Here is a 19835-nt window from a genome sequence, read left to right as displayed (position 1 = left end):
GGAGGTCCGGAGACGTACGAACCGGTCCCGGGACCGTGACACCATCGACCCCGTGCTCGACATCGGCTACTCCCTCTCGCGTCGCTTCCCCGACCCCCCGCAGACCGACTACCGCCGCGCGGACGTCCACGCGCTGCGGCACGACCTGTTCTGCGGGGACGTGTACCTCGCGGACACCGAGACCGACCGGGAGGTGTCCACGGCCTGGGGATGGGTGCCGGTGCTGGACTTCGCGTGGGCGCTCTGCGACATCGTCGAACAGCTCGACCGGGACCCGCGCGGGAGCCGGGCCGCGCAGCCGCAGTACGCGGAGCTGGACTTCACCGAGTCCACGGACCGGATGCTGTTCGAGCGCCGGTTCGGCTGGGTGGACGTCGAGGCCGACTGGATGCCGGGCGACGAACCGCCGGTGACCTTCGGCCACGCCACACTGCGCCGCGAGGCCCGCGACTTCCTGCACGACCTGATCGCGGACCTCACCGACATGCACGAGGGCCTGGCCGACAACCCGGCCGTCTGGTCCCTCCAAGCCCGCTTCCCCCGGCTGCCCTAGCTTTCCTCCACTCTCACCCCCAGCTGCGCCGCGAGCACCGGCGCCAGGTCGAAGAGCTGGGGCGACGAGATCACGGCGCCCGCCAGGGACTCCACCCCGCGCGCGATCTCCAGGCGCTGGGCGCCCCTCAGGTCCACGTCCCGCAGCCGGGCGCCCGTGAAGTCGGCCCCGGTCAGGGCGCAGTCCACGAACTCGACCCGTTCGAGGGCCGCGCCCCCGAAGTCCGGCTCGCTCAGCACGCACCCCTCGAAGACGACGTCCTTCAGCTTCGCGGACCGCAGGTTCAGGTAGTCGATCTTGCCGCCCCGGACCACCACCCGCTCCAGGACGGCGCCGTGCAGCTGCGTCCCGCCGAGCCGCGCCTCCACGACCTCCACGTCCCGCAGTTGCGCCCCCGCCAGGTCCGTCCCCACGCCCCGCACCCCGCTCAGCAGCGAGTCGAGGAGCCGCGCGTTCGTCAGCCGCGCCCCGTCGAGGACGCACTCCCGCAGCGCGCAGTCGAGGAACCGGGACCCCTCCCCCGACTGCCCGGTCAGGTCGAGCCCGGACAGCTCCAGGCCGTCGTAGTCCCCGTCCGCCTCCAGACCGCCCCCGTACGGCTCCAGGGGCGGCAGCCGCAGCTCCGGCCGCCGCGCCCCCGGCACCTTCCTCTTCCGCGTCGTCGCCCTCGTACCGTCGTTCGCCATCCCCCCATGGTGAGGTACGACACTGACAACGCCCCCGTGTCACGAACACGGACCCTCGCCCCGTCCCCGTACGGAACCCGAGAACGAACGAGGGAGAGCGCCATGCGGAAGCTCACGATCGTCGGCGGCGGCTTCGCCGGACTGACCGCGGCCGTCACCGCCGCCGAGGCCGGCACCGCCGTGACCCTGTACGAGGCCCACCGGACCCTCGGCGGCCGGGCGCGCACCGCCGACGGCCCGTACCGCACGAACGACGGCCCGCACGCCCTCTACAGCGGCGGCCCGCACTGGACCTGGCTCAAGCAGCGCGGCCTCCTCGGACCGCTCGCCCCGCTGCCGCCCGCCGAAGGGCTCCGGTTCCGCTTCCACCGCGGCGGCGCCCTCCGCCGCGTCCCGCCGCCCGGCCTGCTCCGCCAGTCCCTCCGTACCGCCCGGACGGCCCCCGTCGACACCGATTTCCGCACCTGGGCCACCGGGCTCGCGGGCGCGCGGACCGCCCGCGTCGCCGCCGCGTACAGCGGGGTCGCGCTCTTCCACCACGACCCCGGCGCGCTCTCCGCCCGCTTCGTGCAGGAGCGGCTGCACCGGGCCGCCGCCCTGCCGCCCGAGGCGCACTACGTGCGGGGCGGCTGGGGCGCGCTGATCGGGCGGATGGCGGACCGGGCGCGGGAGCTCGGCGTACGGATCGAGACCTCGGCCCGTGTCGACGCGCTGCCGACCGGCGGGGGCCCGGTGATCGTCGCCACCGCCCTGCCCGCCGCCGCCCGGCTCCTCGACGACCCCTCGCTGACCTGGGAGAGCGGCCGTACGGTCCTGGTGGACCTGGCGCTGCGGACCCGGAAGGGGGACCCGTTCGTCGTCTCCGACCTGGACGCGCCCGGCTGGATCGAGCGGTTCACCGCGCAGGACCCCTCGCTCGCCCCCGCCGGGCAGCAGCTCCTCCAGGCGCAGCTGCCCGTCGGCCCGGACGCGACGAAGGCGGACGGGGTCGCCCACGCGGAACGGCTCCTCGACCTCGGCTTCCCCGGCTGGCGCGAGCGGACGGTGTGGCGGCGCGAGTCGCTGTCCGGGGGACGTACGGGAGCGGTGGACCGCCCCGGCACCACCTGGCGCGACCGGCCGGCCGTCGACCGGGGCGACGGGGTGTACCTGGCGGGCGACCAGGTCGCGGCGCCGGGCGTGCTCTCGGAGGTGTCGTTCACGAGCGCGGTCGAGGCGGTGTCGCTGGCGCTGCGGGCGGGGCGGGTCGCGTACGGGACGCGGTGATCCGGGGAGTTCACGGCACGCCTTGACCTCAAGCGCGCTTGAGGTCGGAGGCTTTCCCCGTCGCCACCACGACCTCGTTCCGTACGACGACAGGGGAACCGTCATGCACGCCGTCCGCCTCCACGCCTTCGGGCCCGCCGAGAACCTCACGTACGAGGAGGTCCCCGACCCCGTCCCGGGCCCCGGCCAGGTCCGCGTCCGGGTCGCGGCGGCCGGGGTGCACCTCCTCGACACCGCGCTCCGGGAGGGCGCGCCGGGCCCCTTCCCGGCCCCCGCCGAGCTGCCCACGGTCCCGGGCCGCGAGGTCGCCGGCACGGTCGACGCGCTCGGGGAGGACACCGACCCGTCCTGGCTCGGCCGACGGGTCGTCGCCCACCTCGGCACGGCCCCCGGAGGGTACGCGGAGCTGGCCGTCACCGACGCCGCCCGGCTCCACGCCCTGCCCGACCACCTCGGCGAGGCGGAGGCCGTCGCCATGATCGGCACCGGGCGCACGACCCTGGGCATCCTCCGGTTCACGGAGCTGGGACCCGAGTCGGTCGCGATCGTCCCGGCGGCGGCCGGCGGCATCGGGACCCTGCTCGTCCAGTACGCCAAGAACGCCGGCGCCACCGTCGTCGGCCTCGCGGGCGGGCCCGCGAAGACGGCCCTGGTCCGGGAGAACGGCGCCGACCTGGCCGTCGACTACCTGGAGCCGGACTGGCCGGAGCGGGTCCGCGCGTACCTGGACGGGCCCCTCGGCGGACGCGCGGCCACGGTCGTCTTCGACTCGGTCGGCGGCGACGCCGGCCGCGCCGCCGTGGACCTCCTCGGCAAGGGCGGGCAGCACGTCGTCTTCGGCTGGTCGGGGGCCGGCCTCCACGACGGCGAACCGCTCGCCTTCACGCCGGAGGAGCTGGCGGAGCGCGGCATCACCTCGGAGTCGGTCCTCGGCCCGGTGATGATCGAGAAGGCGGGCGGCGACGTCCGGAACCTCGAACTCGCCGCCCTCGCCGCCGCGTCCGCCGGCACCCTCCGCCCGGCGGTCCACCGCTTCCCCCTCGCGGAGGCGGCGGAGGCCCACCGCGCCCTGGAGAACCGGGGCACGACGGGCAAGGTGGTCCTGATCCCGTAGAGACTCTCCTCAGCGGGTGTCAGACGGCCCCGACGACGTCCCAGGAGTGCGCCTTGAACTCCTTCAGGAAGTCGGGGTGGTCCTCCCACATGCGGGCGACGGACCGCAGCACGTCCCAGTTGTGTTCGAGGGCCTGGTCCACGACCTGCCGCAGCTCCGGGGCCGTCGCCCGCTTCTCCACGAGGCCGGAGACTGCCGACGCGGCCTGCACGGTGTAGCGGGCGGCCCGCAGCGCCCGGGAGGTGTCGTCCATGCCGAAGCCGTGGTCGCTGCCGTTCGCGGGGTCGAAGAGCGGCGTCAGGCGGGCCTCGATGAAGTCGGTGATCCGCCGGAAGCGCTGCTCGATGTCGTGGTCGTTGTTCATGGTCCTTTCCTACACTCCCGCGCCGCCGAGTTCCGCCAGGGCCCCGTCCGTCAGCCGGTAGACCGTCCACTCGTCCTGCGGGCGGGCGCCCAGGGACTCGTAGAAGTCGATCGAGGGCTTGTTCCAGTTCAGGACGGACCACTCCAGGCGCTCGTAGCCGCGCTCGACGCAGATCCGGGCCAGCTCGCGCAGCAGCGCCTTGCCGTGGCCGCCGCCGCGCGCCTCCGGGCGTACGTACAGGTCCTCCAGATAGATGCCGTGCACCCCGCGCCAGGTCGAGAAGTTGAGGAACCAGAGCGCGAAGCCGACCGGCTCGCCGGCCGCGTCCTCCGCGATGTGCGCGAAGGCGGCGGGCCGCTCGCCGAAGAGGGCCTCGTGAAGCTGTTCGGGGGTGGTGCGGACCTCGTCGAGGGCCTTCTCGTACTCCGCGAGGTCGCGGATCATGGCGTGGACGACGGGGACGTCGGCGGGGGTTGCGGTACGGATCATGGGGTCAGGGTGCCTCGGGCCGTGGCTTCCGGGCCAGCGGATTCCACGTCCTGGAACGGGCCCCTCACCCCCGCCGATCCCGTCACACGGAAGCTCAGGCCCGCCGCTCCTGTCCCACCGAAGATCACCCCCGCCGCTCCCGCAGGATCCGCGCCACCACGACCTGCCCCGCGTCCAGCGACGGCTCCCCGTCCTCGACGTCCCACAGCCCGTTCTGGAGGACCCGGCCCAGCGTCCACGCCACCGCGCGCCGCCGGTCCCCGACGACCTCGGCGAGCAGGTCGAACCGCCACAGCACCTCGTCCGGGTCCGGGTCGAAGCGGTCCACGAGGGCCGGCAGGAGGTCGAAGCCGGGGTCGCCGGCGAGCGGCTTGGGGTCGATCGACAGCCAGGGCTCGCGCCCGGCGGCCAGGACGTTCCCGAGGTGCAGGTCCCAGTGGAGCAGCCGGTCGCCCGGTTCGCCCGCGACCTCCCGTACCGCCGCCGCGCAGTCCCGCAGGACCGCCGCGTCCTCCGGGCCGAGCCGGGCGGCGGCCCCGGGGACCTCCGCGAGCATCCCGGCCGCGATGTCGCCGAGCGTGCGCAGGCCGGGCGGCGCGGGGACGGCCGTGAGCCGGGCGAGGAGACCGGCGACGATCCGCAGCGCCTCCCGGGTGTCCGCGAGGGACGACAGCGGCCGGGCCTCGTCCAGGCGCTCCAGGAGCATGGTCCCGGTGGCGGGATCGTGGTCGAGGAGCCGTACGGCGCCCGCCCCGTACCAGGCGCGAAGCCCGACCGGCTCGCCCTCGCTCTCCTCGTCGAGGAGCTGCATCTTCAGGGCGGCGGGCGTCCCGTCCGCGCGCCGCTCCACCGGCAGGACCAGCGAGGCCACCCCGTACATCGACGGCCCGGTGACCCGCAGCCCCCACCGGTCGAGGAACTCCGCGGCCGTCCGGGGCAGTCCGGCGACGAACGCCCGTCCCGCCTCCCCGTTGTACTTCGCCTGCGACCGCGCGAGTTCCTCCGGTACGTGGATCATGCGGACGAGCCTAGACACGGTGCCGGGCCTGGACACAGTGCCGGGCCCCGCGCGGAATCCCCCGTCACAACACCCGTACCCACAGGCCAGGGGGGCCGGGTAACGTCCCGCCCACACATTCGGAATCCAGAGGTGGACATGAGCACGGTCAACGGCGGCATCTCGTTCTGGTACGCGCAGGAGGGCGCCTCCGCCCCCCGCGAGCCGCTTCCCGGCGACACCGCCGCCGACGTCTGCATCGTGGGCGGCGGCTACACCGGCCTGTGGACCGCGTACTACCTGAAGAAGGCCGTGCCCTTCCTCAACATCACCGTCCTGGAGGCGAAGTTCTGCGGGTACGGCGCCTCCGGCCGCAACGGCGGCTGGCTCTACAACGGCATCGCCGGCCGCGACCGCTACGCCAGGCTGCACGGCCACGAGGCCGCCGTCCGCCTCCAGCAGGCCATGAACGCCACGGTCGCCGAGGTCGTGGACGTCTGCGAGCGGGAGAAGATCGACGCCGACGTGCACCGCGGCGGCGTCCTCGAAGTCGCCCTCTCCCCCGCGCAGCTCGTCCGCCTCAGGGACTTCCACGCGGTCGAGATCGCGTTCGGCGAGACCGACCGCGTGATGTACGGGGCCCGCGAGACCGCCGAACGCGTCCGCGTCACCGGCGCCGTCGGCTCCTCCTGGACCCCGCACGGCGCCCGCCTGCACCCGGTGAAGCTGGTGAAGGGCCTCGCAGCGGCGGTCGAGGCGCTGGGGGTCACGATCCACGAGTCGACCCCGGTCACGGAGATCAGACCGAAGCACGCGGTCACCCCGTACGGCACGGTCCGCGCCCCGTACGTGCTGCGCTGCACCGAGGGCTTCACCGCCTCCCTCGCCGGCCAGCGCCGCACCTGGCTCCCCATGAACTCCTCGATGATCGCCACCGAGCCGCTCACCGACGCGCAGTGGGAGTCGATCGGCTGGGAGGGACGCGAGACCCTGGGCGACATGGCGCACGCGTACATGTACGCCCAGCGCACCGCCGACGGCCGGATCGCGCTCGGCGGCCGGGGCGTCCCGTACCGCTTCGGCTCGAAGACCGACAACGACGGGCGCACCCAGCCACAGACGGTCGAGGCCCTGCGCGAGATCCTGGTCCGCTTCTTCCCGCAGCTGGCGGGGGTACGGATCGACCACGCCTGGTCCGGCGTGCTCGGCGTCCCGCGCGACTGGTGCGCGACGGTCACCCTCGACCGCTCCACGGGCCTGGGCTGGGCGGGCGGCTACGTCGGCTCGGGCGTCGCCACCGCCAACCTCGCCGCCCGCACCCTGCGCGACCTGATCCAGCAGGACTCCGGCCAGTCTGGCCCGACCGACCTGACGGCCCTCCCCTGGGTCGGCCACAAGGTCCGCAAGTGGGAACCGGAGCCGCTGCGCTGGCTCGGCGTGCAGACCATGTACGCGGCGTTCCGGGGCGCGGACCGCCGCGAGGCGCTGGGCCGTTCGGCGCGGACGGACCGGGTGGCGGTCCTGGCGAACAGGCTGAGCGGGAGGTAGGCCGGAGACGGGCGGGGACGGACGGAGACGGGCGGGAACGGACGGGAACGGACGGAGACGGGCGGGAACGAACAGGGGCGCGTCCCTCACCCCACCTCGACGCCGAAGTCCCCGACCAGCTCCCCGAGCCCCCCGCCGTACCCCTTCCCGCCGACCACGAAGTCCCAGTCACCGCCGGCCCGCCGCCGGAACGAGCCGAGGACGAGGGCGGTCTCCCCGGGCCGCCCGTCGGACACCTCCAGCCGGTCGAGCTCGCCGCCGGACGCGTCCCGGAGCCGTATCCCGGCCTCCGTGAACCCGCGGAGGTCGGCGTCCGGGTTGACCTCGGGGTCGACGGCGGCGACGAGGACGAGCCGGTCGGCGCGGGCGGGAAGCGCGTCGAACCCGACGCGGACGGCGGCGCGGTCGCCGGGGGCGGCGGTCACCGCGGCGACGGAACCGTCGGGTGTGGAGGGGTTGTTGTAGAAGACGAACCACTCGTCGCCGAGGACCCGGCCGCCCTCGCAGACGAGCGCGCAGACGTCGAGGGCGACGGACCCGCGCCACACCATCCCGAGCAGGTTGAAGTCCCCGGGGGGAGAGGACGGGGCGGGGGCGGGGGCGGCCCCAGGGGCGCCCAGCCTCCCCCGCAACCCGTGCTGCCGCAGCAGATCGACGAGCTCGTTCCCGGAGATCAGCGTCAGCGGCTTGCCCTCGGCGAAGGCGTAGGATCCGGGCCCGAACTTCGACGTCGTGACGAGGACGCCCTTGTTGGCGCCGGCGCCCTGCACGGTCCCGTAGAGGTCGCGCACGGCGGACGGCGGCACGGTGTTCCGGTACCGCTTCACCTGGACGACGATCGAGCCGCCGCTGATGGGGTCGGGGTCGAGGGCGTCGACGTCGACCCCACCGTCGTTGGAGCGGCGGGTGGTGACCGCCTGGAGCCCACGGGCCCGGAACAACTCGGCGACGAGCCCTTCGAAGGCGATGGGGTCCATGGACAGCAGATCGGGCTCCTCGCCGTCCCCCTGCACGACCACGTCGCCCCCGACCTGGTCGGGCGTACGGAACGGGGCGACGGCGACCCGCTCCTCGGGCTTGCTGGCGAGCCGCCCGGCGAGCGCGCCGGTCAGGCAGTCCACGGCGGCGACGAGTTCCAGGTTGAGCCGGTCGAAGTCCTGCCGGCCCACGACGACGGAGGCGACGCACACCCGGGAGGCGAGCCCGGTGGCCGGATCGACGCCGCTCACGTACCCGTTGAGGGCGACGGACTCCAGGGCCCCGAACCGGTCGGCGGCGAACAGCTCGCGCACGGCGAGCAGCACGCTCTGGGCGAGCACGCTGCGGTAGAGCGCCCGCCGCTGCGTGACGGGCCGCGCGACCTCCTTCTCCTGGTCGGTACTGGGCAGGTACTTGACGCCCTTGGTCTCGGGGACGACCTCGTAACCGGGCAGGTCCCAGTCGAGGACGAACCCGCGCCCGCCCCGGTCGTAGGCGGCGGAGACCTCACGGGGGAAGCCGTCGGGCCAGCCGCCGGAGGCGAAGAGCACGGCGGAGAAGTAATCGACGACGGTCTCGACGTCACCGCGGGCCAGGGCGTCGGCGGTCCCGGCAACTCCCCGGTTGTGCTCCCGGATTTCATCGATCCGGGCGGCGGCCCAGGCGTCGTACTCCCTCCGGTACGCGGCGAGCGACTCCAGGCGCCGCGCCTCGGCGGCCTGTGCGGCGTACCAGTCCCGCTCGAACCGGGCCCGCCCGTCGCGCCCGGAGTAGTGCCGCTGGTCGGGCATGGGTACGGGCTGCGCGAGGGCCCCGGGCGCGAACGGCTCGACCTCCTCGGCCCGCCGCAACGACTCCACGCGGAAGGCGGGCGCACGACACCCGGCGGCGAGCAGCCCTTCGAGCACGGCGACCCGCTCGTCAATCTCACGAGTCTTCCTCAAGGCGTCGGCGTCCCGGTGCCGCCGATAGGCGGCCCGCTGCTCCCGCTGCATCCGGGACACGTCCCGCTCGTACGCCCGCTGCTGCCGCTCGGCCTCCCGCTGCTGCCGCAACACGGCCTGCTGCTGCCCCTCCCGCTGCCGCTGCGCCACCCTCTGCTGCTCGGCCCAGATCCCGATCAGCCCCCCGGAACGCCGCCCCATGCGCGCACCCCTCCCCGAAAACACCCCGCGTCACGTGAACACCCCCGTAACGCCAGATTGTCCCGGACGCCGAAGCGCTTGCACACAGAAACTCCACACCCATTCCGGAAGTCCGCCCGGCCCGCGCCCCGGGCCATACTGCGTCCGTGCGCACAGACGGACGTTCCCACCTCCCCCTCCGAGCCGGCATCACGCTCGGCGCCGTACTCACCGCCCCACTGCTACTCCTGGCGGGCGGCTTCGCGTACGACCGCCTCGTACGACACCTGTACCGGGACGGAGGCCCGGGCCCGTACTCCAAGGAGGAGGGCTGGGTACACCCGGGCTACTTCGTGATGACCAACGACCTGGTACGAGCCCTGACTTGGCCGACCCGCAGGTGGAACGCTTCCCGGCTGACTAAGAACGAGCCGTCTACGAACGGGCCGACCGCGAACGGACCGACCTCCGAAAGCACAGCGTAAAGCCGCTGCACGACGACCGGACGGGAAACCGACCCAGCGTCGCCCCTCACCGACCCCGGGGAACCAAGCCCTCCGGCAGACCCGTGACGCGCCGAACGATCACCAGATAACCCGAGAAGCCGACACCCGGCACGGCCTTCGCCCACCCGTCCGCCTTCTCGACCGGGACCAGTACGGCCGTGCCCGGAACGGGATGGTTCACGTTGCCCGTGGAGCCCGGGAGCGCCCCGTAACGGCAGTGCACTTCAACGATCGACACCACCTCCACCAAGGTGGACGCGCACCCCTCCTCCTGACCGTGGTGCTCCTCGCGAAAGTCGATCCCCTCCGCACGCTCGCTGCCGACGATGTCGTCGTAGTCCGCCGGATCGGCCTCCAACAGCGTCCACGAGACGACGTCACCCGGCGCGAAGTCCTGCCCACAGCACTGGATCTGCCAACCATCGACCCAGATCGTCCATGTCATACCGCCATTGTCAGCCGAGGACCCCGACGACGTCCGCCCCCCTGCCCGACGCCCCCCGCTCTTCGGGACACGAGAGGAACAGATCTACCGAGCGAAGGACTCGACAAGGCCGGCGAACAGCACGGTGCCGAAGACGGCGAGGGCGATGAGCCCGACGACCAGCAGGGACACGACCACCGCGATCGCCATCATGATCTGCGTACGCCTCACGGCCGCCCGGTACGCGCTGTCGTCGTCCCATTCCTGATCACGCATGACAACCCCCTTTGGCCGGCCCCGTACAAGAAGCCGTGGAGCACCTCCGGGCACCCCCACAACACCCCACGACGGCGCTGCCTGGCACACCCGACTGGCACGATCACGACCGTGACAGACATCGAAGAACTCGTTCGCCGTGTGGCGGCGAAGGCCAAGGCCACTTCCACGACCTTGCCTCCCGCCGCCACCGCCGAGGAGGTCGCCGAGGCGGAGGCGATCCTCGGCTTCACCCTCCCGCCCCTGCTGGCGAGCCTGTACCGGGAGGTGGCCAACGGCGGCTACGGCCCCGATTACCAACTTCTCCCGCTGATCGGTGAGGGACACACGATACTGAGCGAGTACCGGTCCGAACGATCCGCCTCGGCCGAGGAAGAGACACCGTACTGGCCGGCGGACGTGCTGCCGATCCTCGACTGGGGCTGCGGCATGTACGCCGCGGTGGACTGCCGCAGCGAAACCGCCACGGTCCTCCTCTTCGACCCGAACCCCATGACGGACGACGGAGCCGAGGCCTGGTTCCTCGACGCCGAAAGCCTGACCGAATGGCTCGAAACCTGGCTCGCCGGAACGGGGTGGTACCGGGAGGACGCCGACGAGCACGAAGACGTGGCAGAGCCGACCCCGTGGGAAACGGCCGCCGCCCGGATCGCGGAGTGAACGAACCACGGGACGACCACTGAGCCCGCTCGACGCCGCGGCTACTCACAGGACCGCGTCCAAGGACCGACCGTCCCCGACCGCAGCCGTTGATGCCACCCGCAGATGTCGAAGACCCCCGACCACGATCGGTCGGGGGTCTTCGCGTTTCCCATCCACAGAGCCCCCTGTCGGGTTCGAACCGACGACCCCCGCTTTACAAGAGCGGTGCTCTGGCCAGCTGAGCTAAGGAGGCAGCCCGTGCAGTGTATCCAACGACGGTCCCGCGGTGGTCGGGAATCTCACGGGGCGGGGAGTGCTGACAGAACGGGCCGCGCCAGGTAGCGTCACCTCTGGTTCACCCAGGTGGACTAGACCTCAATCCTTCCTTTACTCGGATCGTCCGGCACGTTCCTGCCGGTGAAGGGACACATCACCATGGCTTCCGTCACGTTCGACAAGGCGACCCGGGTGTACCCCGGTGCCACCAAGCCCTCCGTCGACCAGCTCGACATCGAGATCGCCGACGGCGAGTTCCTCGTCCTCGTCGGGCCCTCCGGCTGCGGCAAGTCGACCTCCCTGCGCATGCTCGCGGGTCTCGAGGACGTCAACGCCGGCTCCATCCGCATCGGTGACCGCGACGTCACGCACCTGCCGCCCAAGGACCGGGACATCGCCATGGTGTTCCAGAACTACGCGCTCTACCCGCACATGACCGTCGCCGACAACATGGGCTTCGCGCTCAAGATCGCCGGCGTCAACAAGGCCGACATCCGCGCCAAGGTCGAGGAGGCCGCGAAGATCCTCGACCTCACCGAGTACCTCGACCGCAAGCCGAAGGCGCTCTCCGGCGGTCAGCGCCAGCGCGTCGCCATGGGCCGCGCCATCGTCCGCGAGCCGCAGGTCTTCCTCATGGACGAGCCGCTGTCGAACCTCGACGCCAAGCTCCGCGTCTCGACCCGCACCCAGATCGCGAGCCTCCAGCGCCGCCTGGGCATCACCACGGTCTACGTCACCCACGACCAGACCGAGGCTCTCACCATGGGCGACCGCGTCGCCGTCCTCAAGGACGGTCTGCTCCAGCAGGTCGACTCCCCGCGCAACATGTACGACAGGCCCGCGAACCTCTTCGTCGCCGGCTTCATCGGCTCCCCCGCCATGAACCTCGTCGAGGTCCCGATCACCGACGGCGGCGTGAAGTTCGGCAACAGCGTCGTCCCGGTCTCCCGCGACGCCATCGCCGCCGCCTCCGCCAACGGCGACACCACCGTCACCGTCGGCGTCCGCCCCGAGCACTTCGACGTCTCGGGCCCGACGAGCAAGGACGGCCTCGCCGTCACCGTCAACGTCGTCGAGGAGCTCGGCTCCGACGGCTTCGTGTACGGCTCCACCCGCGTCGGCGGCGAGGACAAGGACCTGGTCGTCCGCGTCGGCGGCCGCGACGTCCCCGCCAAGGGCTCCACCCTCCACGTCGTGCCCCGCGCCGGCGAGCTGCACGTCTTCTCCACCTCCACGGGCGCCCGCCTCAGCGACTGACCCGGGAAGAACCACCCGGCGGCCCCGCGTCCCCCCGGACGCGGGGCCGTTCGGCCATTCGGACTCCATAGAGGGGTTTACGGCGGGAAACCCCGGCATTCCGGGCCCCCGCCGCCCCGGAAGCCACTCCCCGCGTCAACACGGAATTCGAAAAGCCACCTCGAACCATCCCTCGCGAGGGTGACTAAATGTCGCCATATCACTACCTCCCGCTACGCTCGCCTGCGTGACCCACTCTGCCCGCCGAATCGGCCGCTCCCTCGCCCTCGTCCTGCCCGTCGTCCTGGTGCTCTCGGGAACGCTCGCGGTGTCCGCCGTTCCGTGGGCCGGCCAGGACTCCGCGACCCAGCTGACCGCGTCCGCCAAGGACGTCTCCGTCCCGGCCAAGTCCCGCGCCCCGCAGGACGTCCTGCGCGACCAGCTCCTCGCCGAGCTCCAGGCGAAGGACCCCGGCGTCGCCCTCACGCGCCTCCAGCGCGAGGTCGAGAACCGCCCCTCCCTCGCCCAGCACTGCATGTCGATCGCCCGCGACCTCGGCCGCGCCGCCGTCCAGCGCTACGGCCCCACCCGCGCCCAGTCCTTCTCCCGCCCGGTCTGCGACACCTCGTACGCGACCGGCGTCATGCGCGCCAGCTGAGCCCGTCGCCGCACGAGCCGAGCCGGGCCCGTCGCCGTACGAGCCAAGGCGGGCCCGCTGGCGTACGAGCCGAACCGCGCCCGTCACCAGGCGGACCGCGCCGGCCCCAGCACCGCGCGAACGGAGCCCGTACCGTCGAGATCGCGCGCCGGGCGCCTATCGTGCCCGTATGCACTCCACTCCGACGCAGGCCGTGGTCCTGGCGGGCGGCCAGGGCTCGCGGCTGCGCCCCTACACCGACGACCGCCCCAAGCCGATGGTCGAGATCCCGGGCACCGGGACCCCGATCATCGGCCATCAGCTTTCCTGGCTGGCCGCCGAGGGCGTCACCCACGCCGTCGTCTCCTGCGGTCACCTCGCCGAGGTCCTCCAGGAGTGGCTCAGGACCGCCGACCTCCCCCTGGAGGTGACCACGGTCGTCGAGACCGAGCCCCTGGGCCGCGGCGGCGGCCTCAAGTACGCCGCCCGGCGCCTCCCCTCGCCCGACGAGCCCTGGTACGCCACCAACGGCGACATCTGGACCCGCTTCTCGCTGCGCGAGATGGCCGCCTTCCACGCCGAGCGCGACGCCCTCGCCACCCTCGCCCTGGCCCGCCCCCGCATCCCGTGGGGCGCCGTCGAGACCGACACCTTCGGGCACGTCACCGACTTCATCGAGGCGCCGCCGTCGCCGTTCCTCATCAACGCCGGCGTGTACGTCTTCTCCGCCGACTTCACCGCGTTCCTGCCCGACCTCGGCGACCACGAACGGACCACCTTCCCCCACCTCGCCCGCGAGCGGCGCCTGGCCGGCTTCCCGCTGCCCCAGGGGGCGTACTGGCGGGCCATCGACACCGCCAAGGACCTCACCGAGGCCGCCAAGGAGCTGGCCGCGCAGAGGGCCTGACCCCTCGGTACGCACGAGAAGGGCGGCGCCGCCGGAAGCGGTGCCGCCCTTCTCCTGTGCGTACGGACGCGGCCTCAGCCCAGCAGGCCGCCGATCGGGTTCCGCGCGCCCCCGTCCCCGCCGCCCGACGTCGGGCCGCTCTCGGACGGGGTGCCGGTCGAGCCCGTGGAGCCGTCTCCCGACGTGCCGCCCGTGCTGCTCGGGGTGTCGCTGGTGGACGGCGGGGGCTCGGGGTTCGAGCGCGTGGGCGTACGGTCGCCGGCCCCGGTGCCGACGCCCTGCGTGGCGGTCGGGCGCTGCTCCTGGGTGCGGGTGGACTCGCGGGTCGGCTCGGACGTGCGCTCCGCCTCCCGGGTCCGCTCGCTCTTCGCCGGGGCCTCGGTCGTCTTCTCGGCGGTCGCGGCGGGCCGGGGCGTGGTCGTCGCCGGCTTGGAGGAGGTCTCGCCGCGCGGCTCCTGGAGCGGACGGCCGGGGAGGTGGTTGACCGGGTCGTCGTTGGGGCCCGGGACGGTGACCATCTCGGTGGAGCGGACCGCGCCGCCGAGGACGGAGCCGATGAGCAGGGTGAGGCCGACGACGACGGCGGCGAGGAGGGAGCCGCGGCGCGTCACGCGGCGCCGCAGGTCGAGCAGGTCGGCGCGGGGACCGAGGGTCCGCCAGGCCTCCCCGGCGAGGCGCCCGTCGACCGAGTAGACGGGGGCGCCCGCCATGATCAGCGGCGTCCAGGCGGCCAGGTAGATGATGTCGGCGGAGTCGTAGACCGGGACGCTCTTCCAGCTGACGGTGAGCAACAGCGCGGCGGAGAGCAGGGCGCCGACGACGGCGGCGACCCGCTGCCAGAGGCCGAGGATCGTGAGGACGCCGACGACGACCTGGAGGAACGCGACGGTGAGTCCGGCGCCGACGGGGTGCTGGAGGGCGAAGTCGCGGAGCGGTTCGGCGAGGGCCCACGGGTGGAGGGAGTTGAGCCACTTCACCATGGAGCCGCGCTCGCCGCCGTCGAAGTAGACGGGGTCGCAGAGCTTGCCCATGCCCGCGTAGACCGAGATGAGGCCGAGGAAGACGCGGAGCGGGAGGAGGACGACGCCGAGGTTCATCCGGCGGCCGGGGTAGTAGGCGTGCCGGACGGAGTCCTGCCCGTGCCGCCGGTCGGCCCGGCCGGGCCGCGCCCCCTCGCCGCCGTCCTCGCCTCCGTACGTGCCCCCGTCGCCGTACGCCTCCGGCTCGGGCCGCATCTCGTACAGGTCGTCGTAGGCGCCCTCGGCGCGCCGCATCGGGGGCAGCAGCGGTCCGGCGGGCACCACGGGGGTGGGCATGGTGTCGCCGACGCGCGGAATCGCCTGTGTGGCGCCGGTGTCCTGGCCCCCGTGGCCGCCGACCGGTTCGAGCGTGGCGACGGAGGACTCGCGCACGGCCTGGAGGAGGCCGGTCGCGCCCGGCGACGACTTCCCGGTCCACACGACGGGGCGCCGGCGCGGGCCGCCGCCCGCCCGGGCCGCGGCACCGGCCGCGACTCCGGCTCCGGACAGGGCTGCGGTACGGGCGCCGGCGGCGAACTTCGGCTGCGGGGCCGGCGCGAGCCGCACACGGAAGCTGGCGTGGTTCACGATCACCTGGGCGGGATCGGAATCCACCTTGACCATGCTCAGCGCGGGCTGATCGTCGAACCCCGGCCGGGGCGTTCTGGTGTCCACACTCATCTAACCGAGTGATCCGGGTTTAGGACACTGCCTTGACGGGGCGCAAATGTCCGAGACCCGTCAAGATCACGCCACGGCCGGGGCCGGGGTACTGCCGGGGCCGGTGTCAGCCCCTGCGGCGGCGGGCCGCCTCGTACAGCACGACACCGGCGGCGACACCGGCGTTGAGCGACTCGGCGCCGCCCGGCATCGGGATGCGGACGAGGAAGTCGCAGGTCTCGCCGACGAGCCGGGACAGGCCCTTGCCCTCGGAGCCGACCACGATCACGACCGGGCCGGACAGCGCCTCCAGCTCGTGGACCTCGGTCTCGCCGTCGGCGGACAGGCCGACGACCGTGAGACCGGCCTTCTGGTACTGCTCCAGACAACGGGTCAGGTTGGTGGCGCGGGCGACCGGGGTGCGGGCGGCGGTGCCGGCCGAGGTCTTCCAGGCGCCGGCGGTCATGCCGGCCGCGCGCCGCTCGGGGACGACGACGCCGTGGCCGCCGAAGGCGGAGACGGAGCGGACGACGGCGCCGAGGTTGCGCGGGTCGGTGACGCCGTCGAGGGCGACGATCAGCGGGTCGTCGTGGTCGTCGAACGCGGCGGCGGCCAGGTCCTCGGGGTGCGCGTACTCGTACGGCGGGACCTGGAGGACGAGGCCCTGGTGGTTCAGGCCGTTCGTCATCCGGTCCAGCTCGGGGCGCGGCGCCTCCATGATGTGGATGTTGCCGCGGCCGGTGGCGAGGTTCAGGGCCTCGCGCACGCGCTCGTCGTTGTCGATGAACTGCTGGACGTACAGGGTCGTGGCGGGCACGCCGTCGCGCAGGGCCTCGTAGACCGGGTTGCGGCCGACGACCATCTCGGACTGGCCCTTGCCGCCGCGGCGGGCGACGGGCTTGCGCTTGGCGGCCTGGCGCGCCATCGCGTTGGAGACGCGGTACGCCTTGTGGCCCTTGCGGTCCTCGGCCCTGGGCGTCGGGCCCTTGCCTTCGAGGCCCTTGCGCCGCTGGCCACCGCTGCCGACCGTCGCACCCTTCTTGTTCGACGTGCGGCGATTCCTGCGCTGGCTGTTCCCGGCCATGACTACCCGATTTCCTCTGCTGACGTACGAAGTCTGTAAGTGAAGTGTGCCGCCCGGAGGTCCGAGCGGCACGTCTTCTAACGGTTGCCCAGCGTCCAGCGGGGGCCGTCGGGGCCGTCCTCGACGGCGAGGCCGGACTGGTTCAGCTGGTCGCGGATCGCGTCCGCGGTCGCCCAGTCCTTCCGCTCGCGCGCCGACTCGCGCTGCTGGAGCACGAGCCGTACGAGGGTGTCGACGACGCCGTGGAGCTCCTCGCCGCCGCCGGACTCCTCGGCCCAGTGCGGGTCGAGGGGGTCCAGGCCGAGGACGCCGAGCATGGCCCGGACCTCGGCGAGGCGGGCGATGGCCTCGTCCTTGTCGTCCGCGGCGAGGGCGCTGTTGCCCTGGCGGACGGTGGTGTGGATGATCGCGAGCGCGTGCGGCACGCCCAGGTCGTCGTCCATGGCCTCGGCGAAGGCCGGCGGCACCTCGGCGGCGGGGGCGACGGGCGCCCCAGCCTTCTCGGTGGCGCGCTGGACGAAGCCCTCGATGCGGGCGAACGCCGACTCGGCCTCGCGCAGGGACTCCTCGCTGTACTCGATCATCGAGCGGTAGTGCGGGGTGCCCAGGTAGTAGCGGAGGACGATGGGCCGCCAGTTCTTCACCATCTCGGAGACGAGCACGCTGTTGCCGAGCGACTTCGACATCTTCTCGCCGCTCATGGTGACCCAGGCGTTGTGCACCCAGTACCGGGCGAACGTGTCGCCGAAGGCCTTGGCCTGGGCGATCTCGTTCTCGTGGTGCGGGAAGATCAGGTCGAGGCCGCCGCCGTGGATGTCGAAGGCGGGGCCCAGGTACTTGTGGGCCATGGCCGAGCACTCCAGGTGCCAGCCGGGACGGCCGCGGCCCCACGGGGTCTCCCAGTCGGGCTCGCCCGGCTTGGTCGCCTTCCACATGGCGAAGTCGCGGGGGTCGCGCTTGCCGGTGATGCCGTCCTCGGCGGGCTGGCGGAGGTCGTCGATGTCCTGGTTGGACAGCTCCAGGTAGCCCGGGAAGGAGCGCACGTCGAAGTAGACGCTGCCGTCCGCCTCGTAGGCGTGGCCGCGCTCGATGAGCCCGCGCATCATCTCGATCATCTCGGGGACGTGCCCGGTGGCGCGCGGCTCGTAGGTGGGCGGCAGGCAACCGAGGGCGTCGTAGCCGGAGTTGAACGCGCGCTCGTTCTCGTACCCGATGGACCACCAGGGGCGGCCCTGGTCCGCGGCCTTCGCGATGATCTTGTCGTCGATGTCGGTGACGTTGCGCACGAACGTGACGTCGTAGCCGCGGTACTCGAACCAGCGGCGCATGATGTCGAAGTTCAGCCCCGACCGGATGTGGCCGATGTGCGGGGCCGCCTGGACGGTGGCGCCACAGAGGTAGATCGAGACACAGCCCGGCGTGAGCGGGGTGAAGTCACGGATCTGCCGGGCGCTGGTGTCGTACAGGCGAATAGTCACCCCTCCAGGGTAGTGGGCGCGTGGTGGTGCCCCGCGACCTGCTCCCGGCCACGGGGCACGTTTTTCGCCGCTCCTACCGCCCTACGGGATAGACGAGGGCGGTCGCCAGGGCGGCGAGGCCCTCGGCGCGGCCGGTGAGGCCGAGGCCGTCCGTGGTGGTGCCGGAGACGGAGACGGGCGCTCCGGCCGCCTCGCTCAGCGCCTTCTGCGCCTCGTCGCGCCGCTTGCCGACCTTGGGGCGGACGCCGACGACCTGCACGGCGATGTTCCCGATCTCGTACCCCTCGGCGCGGACGATCCGGGCGGCCTCGGCGAGCAGGGTGGTGCCGGAGGCGCCGGACCACTCGGGGCGCGAGGTGCCGAAGTGGGCGCCGAGGTCGCCGATGCCGGCGGCGGAGAAGAGGGCGTCGCAGGCGGCGTGGGCGGCGACGTCGCCGTCGGAGTGCCCGGCGAGTCCGTACTCCTCGCCCTCCCAGAGCAGGCCCGCGCACCAGAGTTCGCGGCCCTTCTCGAAGGCGTGGACGTCGGTGCCGATGCCGGTGCGGGGAAGCACGGGCGCGTCAGAAGCCATCGTTGGCCCTCCTGCGGGCGAGTACGGCCTCGGCGAGGACGAGGTCGAGGGGGCGGGTCACCTTGAAGGCCTCTTCGTGGCCGGGGACGACGACGACGGGCGCGCCGAGCATCTCGACCATGCCGGCGTCGTCGGTGGCGCCCTCGCCGGTGAGGGCGACGGTGGCGTGGGCGTCGACGAGGGTGTCGTGGTCGAAGCCCTGCGGGGTCTGGACCGCGCGGAGGCGGGCGCGGACCGGGGTGGCGACGACCTGCTCGGGGTCGCCGGGCTTCTCCGCCGGCTCGACCTCCTTGACGGTGTCGGCCACGGGCAGCGCGGGGACGACGGCGACGGCCCCGTCCCGTACGGCCTCGATGACGGCGTCCACGGTGTCGACGGGGACGAGGGGGCGGGCCGCGTCGTGGACGAGGACGGTGGAGATGCCCTCGGGGAGCGCTTCGAGGCCGAGGCGCACGGACTCCTGGCGGGTCTCGCCGCCGGGCACGACCCGGTAGTCGGTCCGCTCGGGGAGGGCGTGGGCGTCGAGGAGGTTCTTGACCTCGGCGGCGCCGTCGGGGGGCGCGACCACGACGACGAGCGAGACCGCTCGGGAGGCGGCCATCGCGCGGACGGCGTGGACGAGCATGGGGGTGCCGCTCAGCGCGCGCAGCGCCTTGGGGGCGCCCGGGCCGAGGCGTACGCCCCGTCCGGCCGCCGGGATCACGACGGCGGTACGACGGGGACGCGCTTCGTCTGACATCGGTTGCACTCCGGCAGGTTTGTTTCCGCGGCCGACATGGGTATGGCCTTCACCGTGCCGGACGCTCCGCCTTGACCGGGCCCTTCCGTGACGACGGTCGAGGCGTTGCCGCCCAGCACAGGGGGTTCGTGCGTGCGGGGTTCCGCAAGGGTCTCAGGACGTACGGGCGGGCCGGACGCGGCCCGCGCCGAGGAGGCCCAGGGCGGCTTTCCCGTACGCGAACCGTACGCAGGCACGACGTACATACGCGAACATGCCGCA

20 protein-coding genes and 1 tRNA gene are annotated in these 19835 nt (G+C 73.1%); 8 read left to right on the top strand and 13 right to left on the bottom strand.

The window, feature by feature from the left end; genetic code table 11:
* Positions 1-52: 52 nt before the first annotated feature.
* Positions 53-553 (top strand): hypothetical protein, encoded by a 501-nt coding sequence (locus CP977_RS19220; protein ID WP_152370545.1) that lies wholly within the window; start codon positions 53-55, stop codon positions 551-553.
* Here CP977_RS19220 and CP977_RS19215 read toward each other — a convergent pair.
* Positions 550-1239, bottom strand: coding sequence for a pentapeptide repeat-containing protein (locus CP977_RS19215; protein WP_152370544.1), 690 nt, complete (start codon positions 1237-1239; stop codon positions 550-552). The two genes, CP977_RS19220 and CP977_RS19215, sit on opposite strands and share 4 nt — an antisense overlap.
* A 102-nt stretch (positions 1240-1341) precedes the next feature.
* Here CP977_RS19215 and CP977_RS19210 point away from each other — a divergent pair, with 102 nt between their 5' ends.
* A complete protein-coding gene (locus tag CP977_RS19210; RefSeq protein WP_152370543.1) occupies positions 1342-2505 on the top strand; it encodes an NAD(P)-binding protein in 1164 nt (387 codons plus the stop codon).
* A 103-nt stretch (positions 2506-2608) separates the two neighbouring features.
* A complete protein-coding gene (locus tag CP977_RS19205) occupies positions 2609-3619 on the top strand; it encodes a zinc-binding dehydrogenase (protein ID WP_109185045.1) in 1011 nt (336 codons plus the stop codon).
* 19 nt (positions 3620-3638) lie between these two features.
* Here the strand turns inward: CP977_RS19205 and CP977_RS19200 are convergent, their stop codons facing one another.
* From CP977_RS19200 to CP977_RS19190, 3 genes are all read right to left on the bottom strand, one after another.
* Complete coding sequence (locus CP977_RS19200; RefSeq protein WP_062753248.1) at positions 3639-3983, bottom strand: hypothetical protein; 345 nt, start codon at positions 3981-3983, stop codon at positions 3639-3641.
* Between the two features lie 9 nt (positions 3984-3992).
* Positions 3993-4472 carry a GNAT family N-acetyltransferase gene (locus CP977_RS19195; protein ID WP_062753251.1) on the bottom strand — a complete coding sequence of 160 codons (480 nt, stop codon included), beginning with the start codon at positions 4470-4472 and terminating at the stop codon, positions 3993-3995.
* A gap of 124 nt (positions 4473-4596) precedes the next feature.
* The gene (locus CP977_RS19190; protein ID WP_152370542.1) at positions 4597-5490 is read right to left on the bottom strand and encodes an aminoglycoside phosphotransferase family protein; all 894 of its coding nucleotides are present in this window, start codon (positions 5488-5490) and stop codon (positions 4597-4599) included.
* A gap of 138 nt (positions 5491-5628) precedes the next feature.
* On the opposite strand from CP977_RS19190, the gene CP977_RS19185 reads away from it, so the two are divergent.
* Entirely contained in the window at positions 5629-7017 is a 1389-nt protein-coding gene (locus tag CP977_RS19185) for an NAD(P)/FAD-dependent oxidoreductase (RefSeq protein WP_062756947.1), read from the top strand.
* Positions 7018-7103: 86 nt separating this feature from the next.
* On the opposite strand, the gene CP977_RS19180 is transcribed toward CP977_RS19185, so the two are convergent.
* The 3 genes from CP977_RS19180 to CP977_RS34145 form a co-directional block, all read right to left on the bottom strand.
* Positions 7104-9140: a restriction endonuclease gene (locus tag CP977_RS19180; protein WP_183953213.1), complete on the bottom strand. Its 2037-nt coding sequence runs from the start codon at positions 9138-9140 to the stop codon at positions 7104-7106.
* Between the two features lie 510 nt (positions 9141-9650).
* Positions 9651-10070, bottom strand: coding sequence for a DUF6578 domain-containing protein (locus tag CP977_RS19175; protein WP_062753257.1), 420 nt, complete (start codon positions 10068-10070; stop codon positions 9651-9653).
* 84 nt (positions 10071-10154) lie between these two features.
* A complete protein-coding gene (locus tag CP977_RS34145; RefSeq protein ID WP_167308905.1) occupies positions 10155-10325 on the bottom strand; it encodes a hypothetical protein in 171 nt (56 codons plus the stop codon).
* 141 nt (positions 10326-10466) lie between these two features.
* On the opposite strand from CP977_RS34145, the gene CP977_RS19170 reads away from it, so the two are divergent.
* A complete protein-coding gene (locus CP977_RS19170; protein ID WP_229991420.1) occupies positions 10467-10985 on the top strand; it encodes an SMI1/KNR4 family protein in 519 nt (172 codons plus the stop codon).
* A gap of 161 nt (positions 10986-11146) precedes the next feature.
* Here the strand turns inward: CP977_RS19170 and CP977_RS19165 are convergent.
* Positions 11147-11220: transfer RNA gene (locus CP977_RS19165), tRNA-Thr, on the bottom strand.
* A gap of 182 nt (positions 11221-11402) precedes the next feature.
* On the opposite strand from CP977_RS19165, the gene CP977_RS19160 reads away from it, so the two are divergent.
* The 3 genes from CP977_RS19160 to CP977_RS19150 all read left to right on the top strand — a co-directional run bounded on the left by CP977_RS19160 (position 11403) and on the right by CP977_RS19150 (position 14023).
* On the top strand, positions 11403-12500 hold the full coding sequence (locus tag CP977_RS19160) for an ABC transporter ATP-binding protein (protein ID WP_062753310.1): 1098 nt from the start codon (positions 11403-11405) through the stop codon (positions 12498-12500).
* 226 nt (positions 12501-12726) lie between these two features.
* The gene (locus CP977_RS19155; protein ID WP_062753313.1) at positions 12727-13137 is read left to right on the top strand and encodes a hypothetical protein; all 411 of its coding nucleotides are present in this window, start codon (positions 12727-12729) and stop codon (positions 13135-13137) included.
* A 169-nt stretch (positions 13138-13306) separates the two neighbouring features.
* Positions 13307-14023, top strand: coding sequence for a nucleotidyltransferase family protein (locus CP977_RS19150; RefSeq protein WP_062753316.1), 717 nt, complete (start codon positions 13307-13309; stop codon positions 14021-14023).
* A 74-nt stretch (positions 14024-14097) separates the two neighbouring features.
* Here the strand turns inward: CP977_RS19150 and CP977_RS19145 are convergent, their stop codons facing one another.
* The 5 genes from CP977_RS19145 to ispD all read right to left on the bottom strand — a co-directional run bounded on the left by CP977_RS19145 (position 14098) and on the right by ispD (position 19574).
* Complete coding sequence (locus CP977_RS19145; protein WP_152370540.1) at positions 14098-15723, bottom strand: DoxX family protein; 1626 nt, start codon at positions 15721-15723, stop codon at positions 14098-14100.
* Between the two features lie 106 nt (positions 15724-15829).
* On the bottom strand, positions 15830-16786 hold the full coding sequence (gene rlmB, locus CP977_RS19140) for a 23S rRNA (guanosine(2251)-2'-O)-methyltransferase RlmB (RefSeq protein WP_062753321.1): 957 nt from the start codon (positions 16784-16786) through the stop codon (positions 15830-15832).
* Positions 16787-16863: 77 nt separating this feature from the next.
* On the bottom strand, positions 16864-18264 hold the full coding sequence (gene cysS / locus CP977_RS19135; protein WP_109185039.1) for a cysteine--tRNA ligase: 1401 nt from the start codon (positions 18262-18264) through the stop codon (positions 16864-16866).
* 73 nt (positions 18265-18337) lie between these two features.
* Positions 18338-18835, bottom strand: a complete 498-nt coding sequence (gene ispF / locus CP977_RS19130; protein WP_062753325.1) for a 2-C-methyl-D-erythritol 2,4-cyclodiphosphate synthase — start codon at positions 18833-18835, stop codon at positions 18338-18340.
* A complete protein-coding gene (ispD, locus tag CP977_RS19125; RefSeq protein ID WP_062753327.1) occupies positions 18825-19574 on the bottom strand; it encodes a 2-C-methyl-D-erythritol 4-phosphate cytidylyltransferase in 750 nt (249 codons plus the stop codon). Before ispD ends, ispF begins: the two co-directional genes overlap by 11 nt.
* Positions 19575-19835 lie beyond the last annotated feature (261 nt).

The sequence above is a fragment of the Streptomyces cinereoruber genome (assembly GCF_009299385.1).
In the GTDB taxonomy this organism is placed as follows: domain Bacteria; phylum Actinomycetota; class Actinomycetes; order Streptomycetales; family Streptomycetaceae; genus Streptomyces; species Streptomyces bikiniensis.
This window is presented reverse-complemented; position numbering and strand designations above follow the sequence as displayed.